We start from the raw sequence: 14,202 nt of genomic DNA on the forward strand, positions 1-14,202 counted from the left end.
CATTGAAAGTAAGTTTGATGCTACCTCCAGGCCCCAGAAGACCCATATCTTCGTAAGGAGCGTCAAGAACAATTATTCCGTCAGATAAAGGTCTTAAAACAGCAGCCTGGATTCGGGCATTGGTATCAAAGTCACTCTCCCCAATAGTGACAGTAGGATTACTTGCAGTGTTCATGAGAGTTACAGTGATAGTGCCCCGGTCTCCGGGCATGAAAACTTCAGGGTCAGAAGTAACCTCCTTAAGCTCAACCGTACCTTTGCTGTCAAATGTTTCAGTACCTATTCGTATGTCAAAGCTTTTCTCACTCCAGGGACTATCTTTACCTGTTTTTGTCCGGATGTCAATGGAGCGGACCCCCTTCTGCGCACTTTTGTCTACAAAAAGGAAAAATTCCTTCGTAGCAGTTCTGCCAGGGGTGAGGACTCCGATATTTTTCACGGCATTTGCCTCGGAATCAAGAGAGAAGGGATATTGAGGTACAATTTGGATGTCGACATTGTCAGCTTTATCCCCTCCAATGTTCTCCACCTGGACAGTCAGGTTCAGATATTCTCCTATTTTTGCAGGGTAAGGATTTGTTTCGACTATTGTAACTTTCAGATTGGCACCCCCTACAGATGCAGAGGTAGGAGATGTAAACATCGAGGAAACCAAAAACAAAGATAATACAAGAGAGACAAGTGAACATTTGATTTTTGTCATTCTAATTCCACACCCCAATTTGCTTAAGTTCTAAAATACAAAAATGAGTTATTCCGTATTCTGAATGATCCCATCTTTTACGAGCACTATCCTGTCTGCGTGTCCTGCAATTTCAGGATCGTGAGTAATCATCACAATGGTTCTTCCTTTTTCGTTGAGTTTTCTAAACATATTTAGAATTTCACAGCCTGTCTTCGAATCCAGATTTCCAGTTGGCTCATCTGCAAGGAGGATTGCAGGGTCATTGATAAGAGCTCTGGCAATAGCAACTCTCTGAGATTGGCCACCTGAAAGCTCACCCGGCTTGTGGTGCATCCGATCTTCCAGACCCACGAGTTTAAGTAACGCCTTTGCTCTTTCATGAGCATCGACTCCGCTCCTTGTATTGGCATAGGTAGGAAGCTCGACATTTTCAAGAGCTGTAAGTCTGGGGATCAGGTTGAATGTCTGAAAAACAAAACCGATTTCTAACCCTCTGAGCCTAGCAACCTCCTTATCAGATAGTTTATTAATATCCAGACCTTTAATTATGATTCTCCCTTCCGTAGGCCTATCAAGAAAACCTATAAGATTCATAAGTGTGCTCTTCCCTGAGCCAGAGGGTCCCATTATAGCGAGGAATTCTCCCTCGCGCACTTTTAGATTGATATCATGAAGAATTGGGACCTCCAGATCTCCAAGAAAATAACTCTTTTTGAGATCAAGAACTTCAATAACGGGAGCTGATGTCCTATGTGTTTCATCACTCTGCAGATATCTAGAACGGCTCAACTCACATTTAAACGGCTCTTCGTTTGAATTAACTAGGTATTCTCCAGAGGGAAGTTCTCCTTCATGTCTGGAATTTTCGGTTCCGTTCTCCAAAATTGAATCTCTGGGAGCAGAAACATCTGCAATCGAAATCTTCATTTCCATATCCACCCCTCCGTTTTTCATAATACTCAGATTAATTCACAGTATCTGGTTACCATAAGATACAACCTATTCTGATTTTTATACTTAAATCACAACATTAGAGTGATTTTCCAGTGCACTAAATTCGATAAATAAATTTGTAGAGTTATTTATTAAGAAGTTACTTTGAAACTCTTTTCATCCAATCAATATCCAATTGAACTGGTAGAAGAAAGGATTGAAAAAGAAAAGGGTATTCTCCAGAGAGAATAGCCCTTTTACGAGACAAACTCTTATTCATATCTCAAGGCGTCCACAGGATTCATGCGTGCCGCTTTTCTTGCAGGGTATAAGCCAGCAGTTATCCCAACAAGAACCGAAACTGCAATCCCTATTTCAATTAATGTTAAGGGAAAAACCGGAGGAAGTTTAAGGGCGACTTCAAGAGCGTAAGCTCCCAGACCACCGATTGTAGTACCTACTATTCCCCCAAAGAAGCTGACCATTATAGACTCCAGTAAAAAAAGGAATAAAATATTGGAATTGTTATAACCTACAGATTTCATTATTCCAATTTCTCTGGTTCTTTCAGTTACGGTCACAAGCATAATATTCATGATTCCTATCGAGCCCACAAAGAGAGAGATTAGAGCGAGAGCAAGTAGAAAAGAACTCAAAGCGTCTCCTATTTTTCCAGTCTGCTCAAGAACTTCTTCCTGATTAAAGACGTAATAAGGTTTTAAGTCCTCATCGTCAATATCTCTTTCCGGAACCCCGAAATTCCTGGCTAATCTGCTATCAACGTCATCGGAAATGTCACGAATTTTTTCAGGGCTGTCTGCCATTGCAAGGAAAGCTCCGTAGTCATTTTCCCCGATCATCTCATTCATAGTGGAAACGGGAATGAAAACTGTCAAATCATAGTCACTGTCTTCACTCACAACAGTTGGCTTGGAATTTTTCAAGATTCCTTTTACTTTAAAACTCTTCTTCACAACCGTACCGTTTTCCTGTCGAAAAGCGATCTCTACATTGCTTCGATGGGAAATATTCTTACTGAATTCATCATTTGCAATATCGTATCCAAGAACAGCCGCAGCGCTATCTTTATCTGTCAGGAAAGTGCCCTCTTCCATCTGCAGACCCTGAATTTCCTGAAAATCTTTGTTAATTCCTGCAACATTGACGTTTTTAGTTTCAGAAAGATATGTGAGATCTCCACTCATTAATTTTCTTGGAGATACACCAGAAATTCCAGGCGTATTCTTAATGAGATTGTACTCATTATCAAAGAAAAGGTTTGGCTGCTCGCTGGCTGCAATAATAAAATTAGAGCCTACAGAAGAGATCTCATTAGTAAAAAACTGGTTAAAACTAGCACCAAGAGATACGTTAACAACTACTGCAGCTATCCCGATTACTATTCCCAATGTAGTGAGCGCAGATCTGAGCTTAGCACTTCCTATACTCCCTGACGCTATACGGGCTGCCTGTGCAAATTTTATCATATTTTACCCCCATAAATATGATATTAGTTGACTCTTTTCTGATTATTGCTTTCTTCTTCTGTAGAACAAGAAGGCTGCTGGAACAGCAATTACAATAAATCCACCTGTCAGCAAAGTTTTTGAGTTAGATTCATTAGAGCCCGAAGAACTTGCAAAGTTCAGGTTTCCGATAGTGTTTGCATGTCTATTGATTCCGTTATTGTAGTTTGCAGTGAGGCTCATGTTTATCCCTTCTTCCCTACTAACACTCCACGAATTTTCTTCCACAGCATTGAATTCGATGGTAAAAAGCTCGTCTGGATCCATTGGCCCTATGAAATATTCTGCAGGGTAAAATGTGATGCCTTCAGCTTCAGGTTTTATGCTTACCGAGTTAAAATCATTAGGATGGGTATTGGCTACATCAAATTCAATCGTAGATTTTCCATCCACCATTCTAAGTTCTTTGGAAGGGATTACCATTATGTTTGAAGAGTCGACCTTGAGAGGAATGTTCTTTCTGCTGTTGTAATCAAAGGAGTTACCCTCTATTGCAAGTTCAAGGTTATGAGTTCCCTCTGGAGCATCCTCTGTAACCTTAACATTGAAAGTAAGTTTGATGCTATCTCCAGGTCCCAGAAGACCCATATCTTCGTAAGGAGCATCAAGAACAACTATCCCATCAGATAAAGGTCTTAAAACAGCAGCCTGAATTCGGGCATTGGTATCAAAGTCACTCTCCCCAATAGTGACAGTAGGATTACTTGCAGTGTTCTTGAGAGTTACGGTGATAGTGCCCCGGTCTCCGGGCATGAAAACTTCGGGTTCAAAAGTAACCTCCTTAAGCTCAACCGTACCTTTGCTGTTAAATGTTTCAGTACCTATTCGTATGTCAAAGCTTTTCTCACTCCAGGGACTATCTTTACCTGTTTTTGTCCGGATGTCAATGGAACGGACCCCCTTCTGCGCACTTTTGTCTACGAAGAGGTGAAACTCTTTTGTAGCTGTCCTGCCAGGGGTGAGGACTCCGATATTTTTCACGGCATTTGCCTCGGAATCAAGAGAGAAGGGATATTGAGGCGCAATTTGGATGTCGACATTGTCAGCTTTATCCCCTCCGATGTTTTCCACCTGAACAGTCAGAGTTAGATATTCTCCTATTTTTGCAGGGTAAGGATTTGTTTCGACTATTGTAACTTTCAGATTGGCACCTCCAACAGATGCTGAAGCAGGAGTTACAAAAATCAAGGAAACAAAAAGTAAGGAAAAAAGAATTGTGATATTATTCCTCTTAATTATTTGCATATACTTCCACCTTCAATTGTATTGAATTATTTCATCTTTTACTGGGACAACTCTACCAGCATATTTCGCAATTTCAAGATCGTGCGTAACGATTACTACCATTCTTCCGTCTATATTCAAATTAAAAAGCATTCGAAAGATTTCATTTCCTGTTAAGCAGCAAGGTTTCTGGTTGGCCCATCCACAAGAAGGATCTCAAAGTCATTAATAAGTGTACACGCGATTGAGAACCTCTTGGACTGGACTCCTAAAAGTTCACTAGGTTTGTAACACATGCAGTTATGAAGTCTCATTATCTCAAGAAGCTCACTTACATGCCTCCTTGGATCAATACTGATTCTTGAATTAGCGAAGGTTGGGAGCAAAAAATTCTCAACGTCAGTTAGGTGAGAAAAATGATAGAAAGTCTGAAAAACAAAACGTATTTCAAGTCCCCGAAGGCAGACAAGCTCTTGATCTGACATTCTATTGAAATCCATTTTCCTTACAAGAATCTGCCCTTCAGTTATCCCGCCAAGTAAGCCTATAAGGTTCACAAGAGTATTTTTTCCAGAATCTAGTGAACCCATAGCAGCAAGAAATTCCCCGCTATCAATTTTAAAGTTGACATCTGAGAGAACGGGAATTCCCAGACTCTTAGATACATAGCTTTTCCTGACATTGAAAAACCCTATAATAGGAAATCTGTCCTCAGGTAAACTATTTTTGTTAATATCCATATCCCCCTTTCCCAAAGTTAATGAAATGTGATAGAAGGATTACATTGAATAATCCTAATGTTTTTATCATTATGTAAGACAGTCCATTTTAACTTATGCTTTGTTAATTTTCGACAAAAGATCCAATTTGAGGGCATATAATTATTGATTCCTGATTTTGGAGTAGGTATTTGAAATTCAATTTTCGGAGTTGACGCTCTACACACTGTTTTCAACTCTTCTATGGATTTACTACTTATAGAAAGTCATTCTTTTCCAAAAATTACTGTAAATATAGTCCACTAAAATATAGGCAGTAAAAACAGATAGCTATAGTAATTTTATGAGAGAAAAGCCATTTTTCAGAAAATTTATAATCTCACTCCGGGATTTATCTTCATAAATGTATACTGTTTTCTATATACAAATTTTCATGAAAGCTAATGGTAGACTTAAAATAGATGTACTAATCATTTTCAAAAATTTTTAAATTAAATAGGGATCTACTTTTGAATATTGATATTATAGTTAAAACAAGTTTTGAACTTTCACACGGAATGCAAGTCTAAAAAATATACATCTGTTTACGAAATCCTTACTCTAAACATTTAGGGACTATTATTCATAAGGATATGAAATTCTATTGAGCTTATATAATTTGGTATATATAGGTATATACAGTCACTGTTAGCTAAAATTTCAAACGGTAGATCTCGAAATAAGAAAAACACGATATATTAATCTTATGAAGTGGCTGACAGGGATAGTGAAAAATGTACCACATACATAAGAAAAAATTGGTTGAAAAATTATAAAATATGGAGGAAATAAACATGAGCTTTCCCAACATAGGCTTTACATTCAACTTTGGTCAGATGTTCACATTCATGAATAACATCTGCTTCTCATTCAGATTATGGTAAATGAGTATTCTAAAGTAGAAGTGCAAGAGGTTTCTGCAGGAAATGATTATAATTTCTATATTTCCCGATTGCAGAAGACCGGGGTATAACGGAAGACGAATAAACTCAGAAAAAGAATGGGGGAAACGATATGTTCTACAGCATTTACTACTCAAAGGTCTGCAGTTACTATGCGGCCGAATGCTTCAAATTCTTCTTCTACTGCTAATTAAGTGTAAGTAAAAGGTTTCTGTAGGGAATTGGCCATAAGGCCTTATATTTCCCGACTGCTGAAAGCCGAGGTATAAAGGAAGACGAATAAACTCAGAAAAAGAATGGGGGAAACGATATGTTCTACAGCATTTTCTACGAAAAGGTCTGCAGTTACTATGTGGCCGAATGCTTCAAATTCTTCTACTACTGCTAATTAAGTGTAAGTAAAAGGTTTCTGTAGGGAACTGGCCATAAGGCCTTATATTTCCCAACTACAGAAGACCGGGGTATAACGGGGGATGAATAAACTCAGAAAAAGAATGGAGGAAATGATATGTTCTACAGCATTTTCTACGAAAAAGTCTGCAAATACTATGCGGCTGAGTGCTTCAAATTCTTCTATTACTGCGATTAAGCAGTAATGCTGATGAAAAGATAACAATAACATACGAAGTTGCCTGAATTTCAGGCAACTTCATCTTTACAAAAGAAATACAAAATATTCACTTTTCTACTTCTTTTTTTATTTTCTTTATGTTTATTATGTTGAAGAGTTTTATAATTTTAAATATACTTTTTGAAATATGAGGAAAGGAACTGCGTAAAATTTAAAATTAGATCTAAAAAGCCCAAAGTTGAGATAATATAATATTTTTTTAAGCATTATGAATTCTCTGAAGGGATATTTACGCCATATAGATTAAAGTGGAAATTAAGAAACGAGATGTTTGAACATCTCATAAGATGTTGCAGCGAAAGATACTACTTCAAAATACTAAAAAACTATGATTTGTAAGGAGTTGTCGTTCTTTACATTATTTGTAAATTCATAATATAAGTTAATATTGATACTCCTATAAGACTTAATGTTGGAACATGTAGTTGCATATGTCGGTAGATAGTTTAATATAGTCTAATGTGATTATAAATATTCCAGTGGTCTGATTTAAAATCTTTAATATTCCTAAATCTTTTAGCTGGAAATCTTCAATATTGTTTACACTTACCTGCAGTTCCAAAGATAAATCTCTGAGAGTATAAAACTTGGGAGTATGATATAAGAAAGGATATCGCAGGGGGTTTGGCGAAAGCACATAATATTCGGAGTAATCCGTAAACCAACTTTAATTGTAGAGACTACATCAATTTGAATTTAAGAAATAGGAATTAAATAATAAAAATTTTGAAAGTAGAAGTAGAGAAGTGGAGGGACTTACAATGTATTACTATTTAAGTTATACAAAAATCACTATATTTATACAAATAATAAAGTTTAAGCTAATATATATTAGCGGCCAGGGTTTTGACGGCTTTAGAAGGTTCTATTGAAATAAATGTTATATATTAACTAGTAGGCCAGCATTTTGAGTGATATATTTATACAGGTCAGACTGCATGTTTAGGCAGCAGTGAACCTGTATATTTTTTTGCTAGCAAAAGTGGCTTGACTCATGCTATTTCTAGAGAAACTACTACAAAGATTAATCATACAAGTATAGAATTTCCGCCTAATAACTCCTTTATACGTCAACTTATCTCTTTTATCTGATATACAATAAAAGAGATAACGCCGGAAGAACAGAACTTTATGAATATTTAAAGGGATAATGAGTTATAAAGAATATGGAAAAACTTGAATTTCTAGGAGAAAGAGGCTCAAATCTCTGAAATGAAAAAGGTTAAGTTTTCAAATGAAAAAAGTTAATTTTTTGAAATAAAAAGAATTTTAAGATTTTAATAAAAGAAAATTACTGCTTCTAGAAGATTGTGTAGATAATCAGCAGGCTGAAAAAACAACTCGTGGCTATCTAAATATCGCGGCTATCTAACCGCGGGAAATGCTGAATACACGGATATCTTACCCATACACTCTTTCATTTTTTCGGTCTATAGATGTTTCCAGATTACTTCATGCTTTTACAACAACAAAGGCATAGAAAAGATCAATATAATCTCTAAAAAAGAAAAGGTTTAGGCCAAAAACTACTGTCTTCCTCCTTTTTCCGAGTTTTCCATGTCCCCAGTGATTTATCTGCCTTTTGACGTATAAGTAAAAGAATTCTGGTTTGAACTAGAGCTATAGTTTTGAAAAATGAATAACTATAACCAAAAGCTTTTTACTCCTATTTAGAAGGAAGGGGGAGTTAATGACTTATAAAAACAAAACAAGGATAAAAGGAGTCTTAAGTCCATGGTAGGTGGCTAAGGCTTACATCATATTTCCACTATATAAGTTGAAAAATAAGATTCAAAGCTCCATACATAGAAAACCGTTATTCACGTAGAATATAATATATTTAATAGAGTATTAATCGAGGAGTGAGCTCATAAAAAACCAAGACTATAAGCCAGAAGACTTTTTAAAATTGAAATTCAAGCATAAATATTTCAAGCTTTTTTATATTTACAAAAATAGAAGTTAAAAAAATAGGAAATTTGCCTGTAATAGGAAATTTACCTGTTAGACAGACGATCATAGTAATTACAGGACAAAAATTAAAAAGAAATAAGCAAAACTGAGCGTGCTTATATATCCACTTTATTAAACCTCCACAACGCAGTAGATAGCATTGCAAGGGCGAAGATAGTTAGACCCAAGAAACAGAAACCTATGTCGGCCGTTGTGTAAATATAATGAATTCCCATTACAGAGAAATCAGTCCCTAAAGCAAAATAGCGAATACCATTTGCTAGCAGGGTCAGCGGGTTAAACATTGAGAGAAACCTGAGGATGGAAGGGAAAGAGTTGATAGGATAAAGGGCACTACTTATAAAGAAAATGGGCATACTAAGCAAGGTAAGAATCGACTGCATTCCTTCAGGATTTTCAATGGTAATTGCAATAGAGCCTGATAGAAAAAGGAAGCCAAGAGTAAAGGTTGCTACCAGTAGCATGATGCCCACTATTGAGAAAAGAGTTTGAGTAAGAGTATATCCATTGAAGAAATCCATTCCTAGAAGTTTTCCGAACCCGATTATTATAAAAGTTTGAATAAAAGCCTTAGTCACAGCTGAAAGTCCAATCCCAAGAATGATATGAAACCTGGGAACCGGACTTGCAAGAGTTTCCCTCAATAAGCTGAATTTTTTATCAAACATAAGGGTAGTGCCCCCAAACAGACTGCTGAATAGCACATCCATTGCAATTATTCCCGCACCCATATAAGAGAAGTAGTTGACTACAGGGACACCAGATACGTTTGGAATAAGTGAAGTTAGTTGATCAAAACTGTCTGACATAGCAAGCCCGAAAAATGCTAGCCACATAATAGGTTGGACTAGTGAAGTGAAGAGAACAGATTTGAATCTAAAGAATTTAACCATCTCTCTCCAGTATATTGCACGAAACTCGAAGTTCATTTCGAGACCACCTCTAATTCCACTTCTTTTTCTTTTTCGATTTCATCTCCTTCTCTTAACCCATGCCCGGTGTAATGAACAAAAACGTCATCCATAGATGGTTTTTTAATATTTACGATTATAATTTCTATTCCCTCTCTTCGAATTATCTCCATAATTTGAGGAAGTACGTGAGTGACATCTTCATTAATCATGACTCTCAAGGACTTTGTATCTTCTGTGATGCTTTTTACCGAGCTGAGTGACTTTAAAACCTCCGCAGCAAGCTTATTGTCACTAGTTTCCAGATAAATAAGGTCTTTACCAAGTTTATTCTTTAATTCATCCGAGTTTCCAGTTACGATTATTTTTCCATGATCAATTATGCTTATTCTGTCACTCAATTGGTCTGCTTCTTCCATATAGTGTGTTGTCAGAAATATAGTAGTGCCTTCTCTCTTAATCTCTCTAAGGTACTCCCACATTCTCATTCTCGTCTGAATATCGAATCCTACAGTTGGCTCATCAAGGAAGAGGACAGCTGGTTTTGTCATCAATCCTCTTGCAAGCTCAAGTCTTCGCTTCATACCACCGCTCAGATTTTTTACCAGAGTATCCCTTTTACTTTCCAGATCTGTCAGTTTTAAGAGTTCATTGATTCGTTCTTTTCTTTCTTTTTTTGACATGGAATATATTTTACCATGATACTCCAGATTTTCGGATACGGTCATTTCATGATCAATACAAAGCATCTGGAAAACAATACCTATTGATCTTCTTACGGAATCTGATTCTTTTGCGACATCATATCCATTAACTCTGGCTTCGCCTCTCTGTATCTTCTTCAGTGTAGTAAGAATATTAATTACAGTACTCTTCCCAGCTCCATTTGGGCCAAGAAATGAGAAAATTTCTCCCTGTTTTACAGTAAAACTGATATTGTCAACAGCTTTTATAGAACCATATGAATGCTCAAGATTATTTACTTCTATGACGTTTCCGGTCATTCGTAAATCAACCCCTCTCCTCTACCGTATCGGATCACTCCCATGTACTAGATCCCAATATTAAACCCCTATATTGAAAGAGTATGGATTTAGTAAGTAATATGTTGAAAACTATTAAGTTTGGATAAATATCTTGATAGTTTTACACAAGTAGTTATGCCTCAGATGCTTTATATAAATAGGAAATAAAGTTTCTAAACTAACCTATGAGAACTCTTTATTTTTAGTTTAAAGATATTTAAAATGCTTGACAAATTGTACAATTTAATCTTGAATAATGAGTGGGAATTATTGAAAAAATATACACATACTTTTTCTATATTTTCCTCGAATAAGAAGGATGTACTTGCTTTTTCAGAATTGATCAATAGCTCATGTACATGCCCCGGTCTCGATTATTGAATATATCCCCAATAGCTTCTCTTTCTTTTGCAGTTATAATAATAACTTTTTATTACATAGAGAATAAAAGATAAAAGAATATAAAAAAGATATCTTTATATTATGGTATTTACTTTGAAATAATCGTAAATTAAACTAAAACTAGACCTAGTAGAAAAGATATAAAACTCTTGGTTGATGTCGTTTCTTTAAGGAGAAGATTTCTCATTATAGGAATTATTTGTCCATTTTAAGGGCTAATAGCATTTTTTCACATAAATATTTCTACCTCAAATACTTTCTATTGAGATTTTAATTAATAACAGATAGAAGAATGATTTACCGCAAAATAATTCTGAAAAACTTAAATTTATATCCTATTAATCTTTATTATAGTTTATTTAAATTAATAAAGACTATTTTTATTGAGATTTTTTGCGCAAAGGAGATACTATGAAGATAATAAAATGTGGCGATCTGGGGTTTAAGTGTAACTTTATGGCTGCTGGAAATGAACTAGAAGAAGTTGAAAATGCTATATTCGATCATATAGAAAAAGAGCATAAAAAAGAGTTTCAGAGTATGTCTGAAGATGACATTCTTCATCTGAAACACCGAATATCAACTCTTCTGGGAAGAAGTTGTGGCTGTGGAGCTCTGTGATACGAATAACACACGAGATTATACTTTGAAAAACGGAAGTTTATCCGTGGTCTCTAGGTAAACTTTCTTTACATCTTTTTTATTAATTAAGAATTTTACTCTAAAGAAAGTTAATTAGAAAGAGTGAAATAGGAGTTGATTGAGACAAAACAGTTTGAATAAATCATTTTTGAATAGTTCAAGGATTCAATAATGAATTAATTTCAAATCTTATGTCATTAACTCAAAATCCAGATATAGTAATTAAGCAGCGCAGCGAAGCTTTCGATAAAAGCATAATAAGGAGATTTTAGTTCAAAGAAGAGAAAAGACCAGAGAGCATTAAGGACTAACTGAATTCGAAAATAAGCATCCCTACTTTGACTTCCTATTCTTGCAGCCCTTTCACCCAGACCAGATAAAATGAAATTCCCATAAGTGTCTAGAGTATAACCCAGATCGGAAAGAAAACCTGAGAGGAAGGGTTAAAGACCGGCTTTTCCAGCAAAAGATACCAGTCCTTAAGAGACGATACTGTAAATATCGAACCTATTTCCCCTGCAAACTAGCAGAGCAATACAGAAACCAGGAGCTTGAACAGATTAACTCTTTGAACCATACCACAGACCCAGAAAATTATCCTTTACTCCAATTGTTATTAATATTGAGCCTATCCCAAAACTTAAAATTTGCTTCTTCGGTTTCCACATTTTAAGTGATCAATCGAGCTTCAAATCATGGAAGTAATCCAGGATAATTCTGATAATTGAGAATGAAAATGGGTTTTGGGATGAGCTCATTAAGTATTAATATTAAGGTTGAAAAAACTTAAAATCTTTATTCCTATATTTTATAACATTTTTGCATATACACACTGCCGGAAAGAAAAGACTCAAATTGTATTAACAAATCTACTCCTTTTGGAATTAGCTAATGAGCTTTATATGCATGAGATTAGAAATATACTCAACAACTTGGGAAGGGGCCCAAAATATTTATAAAGTTGGTGCAATTTACTAGATTAATTAACATTATTTAAAGAACAATTTTCAGAATGTACATACTGTTTGCGAAGCTATATATAATATTAAATAGGTAAAAGGATACCTAGTGCTCGATAGGATGGGAATCAAATGGTGCAGATAAAGAAGTGTATAACCAAAGAAGATGTAATAGAAACTGTAAATGAGAGAGACGTAAAGTTTATCCGGACTCAGTTTACGGATACACTAGGCATCATCAAAAGTTGGGCAATTCCTGTTGAACAGTTGGAAGAAGCTTTCGAAAGCGGGGTAATGTTTGACGGATCTTCGATCCAAGGCTTTACAAAGATTGAAGAATCGGACATGAAACTTGTGCTTGACCCGTCTACTTTCAGGATTCTTCCCTGGAGACCTGCAGCCGGTGCAGTAGCCAGGATCCTTGGAGACGTGTATCTTCCAGACGGCCGGCCGTTTGAAGGAGACCCCAGATACGTTCTTAAGAGCGCAATCAGAGAGGCCGAAAAAATGGGGTACTCAATGAATGTAGGTCCGGAACTAGAATTTTTCCTCTTCAAACTTGACGCAAACGGAAATCCGACCACAGAACTTACGGATCAGGGAGGATACTTCGATTTCTCACCCCTTGACCGTGCCCAGGATGTACGTAGAGATATTGACTATGCTCTCGAGCATATGGGATTCCAGATAGAAGCCTCTCACCATGAGGTCGCACCTTCTCAGCATGAGATTGACTTTAGATTCGGGGATGTACTGAGTACTGCAGACAATGTTATAACTTTCAAATATGTGGTAAAATCAATTGCATATCACAAAGGATATTATGCCACCTTTATGCCGAAACCCCTCTTCGGGGTAAACGGCTCAGGCATGCATACAAATCAGTCTCTTTTCAAGGATGGCAAGAATGCATTCTATGATCCAGATACTACAAATCAGCTTTCTCAAGAAGCAATGTACTATATTGGTGGCCTGTTGAAACATATTAAGGAATTTGCAGCCATTACAAATCCGGTTGTTAACTCCTATAAAAGAATTGTACCAGGGTATGAGGCACCAGTTTACCTCACATGGTCTGCAAAGAACAGAAGTTCATTGATCCGCATTCCTGCAACCCGTGGTAATGGGACAAGAGTTGAACTAAGATGCCCAGACCCGGCATGTAACCCTTATCTTGCCTTTGCCCTGATGCTCAGAGCTGGACTTGATGGGATAAAGAACAAGATTGATCCTGGAGGGCAGACTAACATGAACATATTCCATCTTACGGAGAAAGAGCGAGAGGAAAAAGGTATTTGTTCCTTGCCCGCAGACCTTAAAGCGGCAATTGATGAAATGAGAGGCAGCAAATTCGTAAAAGAAGTGCTTGGAGAACACGTTTTTAATCATTACCTCTGTGCCAAAGAGATGGAATGGAACGAATACAAAGCAATCGTTCATCCGTGGGAACTTGAGAAATATCTGCATATGCTGTAAGCATACAAAAAATCTTAAAACCTACACAAATATGGAAAAATCTACTTTGATAAAATTAAAAAGTAGATTCGTTCAGAAGACACGCCTTTTCCTGAGGCGTGTCCAGATTTTAGAAAAAGAACCCAGTAAATTAAATAAGAACTTTCTGATTCAA

10 protein-coding genes and 1 pseudogene are annotated in these 14,202 nt (G+C 36.3%); 2 read left to right on the plus strand and 9 right to left on the minus strand.

Annotated features, from left to right (window positions below):
• The 7 genes and pseudogenes from BP549_RS09925 to BP549_RS09955 all read right to left on the minus strand — a co-directional run.
• Positions 1-703, minus strand: a pseudogene (locus BP549_RS09925) (hypothetical protein); the annotation flags it as partial.
• A gap of 48 nt (positions 704-751) precedes the next feature.
• Complete coding sequence (locus tag BP549_RS09930) at positions 752-1,618, minus strand: ABC transporter ATP-binding protein (protein ID WP_292376084.1); 867 nt, start codon at positions 1,616-1,618, stop codon at positions 752-754.
• 272 nt (positions 1,619-1,890) lie between these two features.
• Positions 1,891-3,105, minus strand: coding sequence for an ABC transporter permease (locus tag BP549_RS09935; protein WP_292380268.1), 1,215 nt, complete (start codon positions 3,103-3,105; stop codon positions 1,891-1,893).
• Positions 3,106-3,147: 42 nt separating this feature from the next.
• Positions 3,148-4,389 carry a COG1361 S-layer family protein gene (locus tag BP549_RS09940; RefSeq protein ID WP_292380270.1) on the minus strand — a complete coding sequence of 414 codons (1,242 nt, stop codon included), beginning with the start codon at positions 4,387-4,389 and terminating at the stop codon, positions 3,148-3,150.
• A 152-nt stretch (positions 4,390-4,541) separates the two neighbouring features.
• Positions 4,542-5,108, minus strand: a complete 567-nt coding sequence (locus BP549_RS09945; protein WP_292380272.1) for an ATP-binding cassette domain-containing protein — start codon at positions 5,106-5,108, stop codon at positions 4,542-4,544.
• Positions 5,109-8,728: 3,620 nt separating this feature from the next.
• Positions 8,729-9,562, minus strand: coding sequence for an ABC transporter permease (locus BP549_RS09950; protein ID WP_292376312.1), 834 nt, complete (start codon positions 9,560-9,562; stop codon positions 8,729-8,731).
• Positions 9,559-10,548, minus strand: coding sequence for an ATP-binding cassette domain-containing protein (locus BP549_RS09955; RefSeq protein WP_292376314.1), 990 nt, complete (start codon positions 10,546-10,548; stop codon positions 9,559-9,561). Before BP549_RS09955 ends, BP549_RS09950 begins: the two co-directional genes overlap by 4 nt.
• 834 nt (positions 10,549-11,382) lie before the next feature.
• Between BP549_RS09955 and BP549_RS09960 the strand changes: the two genes are divergently transcribed.
• Positions 11,383-11,592, plus strand: coding sequence for a DUF1059 domain-containing protein (locus tag BP549_RS09960; RefSeq protein WP_292380275.1), 210 nt, complete (start codon positions 11,383-11,385; stop codon positions 11,590-11,592).
• A gap of 218 nt (positions 11,593-11,810) precedes the next feature.
• Here BP549_RS09960 and BP549_RS15795 read toward each other — a convergent pair whose 3' ends face one another.
• Together BP549_RS15795 and BP549_RS15800 are read right to left on the minus strand one after the other, a co-directional pair.
• Positions 11,811-12,029: a tryptophan-rich sensory protein gene (locus BP549_RS15795; RefSeq protein ID WP_349682379.1), complete on the minus strand. Its 219-nt coding sequence runs from the start codon at positions 12,027-12,029 to the stop codon at positions 11,811-11,813.
• Positions 12,014-12,079 carry a hypothetical protein gene (locus BP549_RS15800; protein WP_349682380.1) on the minus strand — a complete coding sequence of 22 codons (66 nt, stop codon included), beginning with the start codon at positions 12,077-12,079 and terminating at the stop codon, positions 12,014-12,016. Before BP549_RS15800 ends, BP549_RS15795 begins: the two co-directional genes overlap by 16 nt.
• A gap of 625 nt (positions 12,080-12,704) precedes the next feature.
• Here BP549_RS15800 and glnA point away from each other — a divergent pair.
• Positions 12,705-14,048, plus strand: coding sequence for a type I glutamate--ammonia ligase (glnA, locus tag BP549_RS09965; RefSeq protein ID WP_292380276.1), 1,344 nt, complete (start codon positions 12,705-12,707; stop codon positions 14,046-14,048).
• The last annotated feature ends 154 nt before the right edge of the window (positions 14,049-14,202 follow it).

The sequence above is a fragment of the Methanosarcina sp. UBA289 genome, from assembly GCA_002496565.1.
In the GTDB taxonomy this organism is placed as follows: domain Archaea; phylum Halobacteriota; class Methanosarcinia; order Methanosarcinales; family Methanosarcinaceae; genus Methanosarcina.

What these genes read in the sequence shown, in the direction of transcription:
- BP549_RS09955 (WP_292376314.1), bottom strand. Translation starts at nt 10,548, where the DNA reads ATGACCGGAAACGTCATAGAAGTAAATAATCTTGAGCATTCATATGGT.
- glnA (WP_292380276.1), top strand. Translation starts at nt 12,705, where the DNA reads ATGGTGCAGATAAAGAAGTGTATAACCAAAGAAGATGTAATAGAAACT.
- BP549_RS09940 (WP_292380270.1), bottom strand. Translation starts at nt 4,389, where the DNA reads ATGCAAATAATTAAGAGGAATAATATCACAATTCTTTTTTCCTTACTT.
- BP549_RS09945 (WP_292380272.1), bottom strand. Translation starts at nt 5,108, where the DNA reads ATGGATATTAACAAAAATAGTTTACCTGAGGACAGATTTCCTATTATA.
- BP549_RS09935 (WP_292380268.1), bottom strand. Translation starts at nt 3,105, where the DNA reads ATGATAAAATTTGCACAGGCAGCCCGTATAGCGTCAGGGAGTATAGGA.
- BP549_RS09930 (WP_292376084.1), bottom strand. Translation starts at nt 1,618, where the DNA reads ATGGAAATGAAGATTTCGATTGCAGATGTTTCTGCTCCCAGAGATTCA.
- BP549_RS09960 (WP_292380275.1), top strand. Translation starts at nt 11,383, where the DNA reads ATGAAGATAATAAAATGTGGCGATCTGGGGTTTAAGTGTAACTTTATG.
- BP549_RS09950 (WP_292376312.1), bottom strand. Translation starts at nt 9,562, where the DNA reads ATGAACTTCGAGTTTCGTGCAATATACTGGAGAGAGATGGTTAAATTC.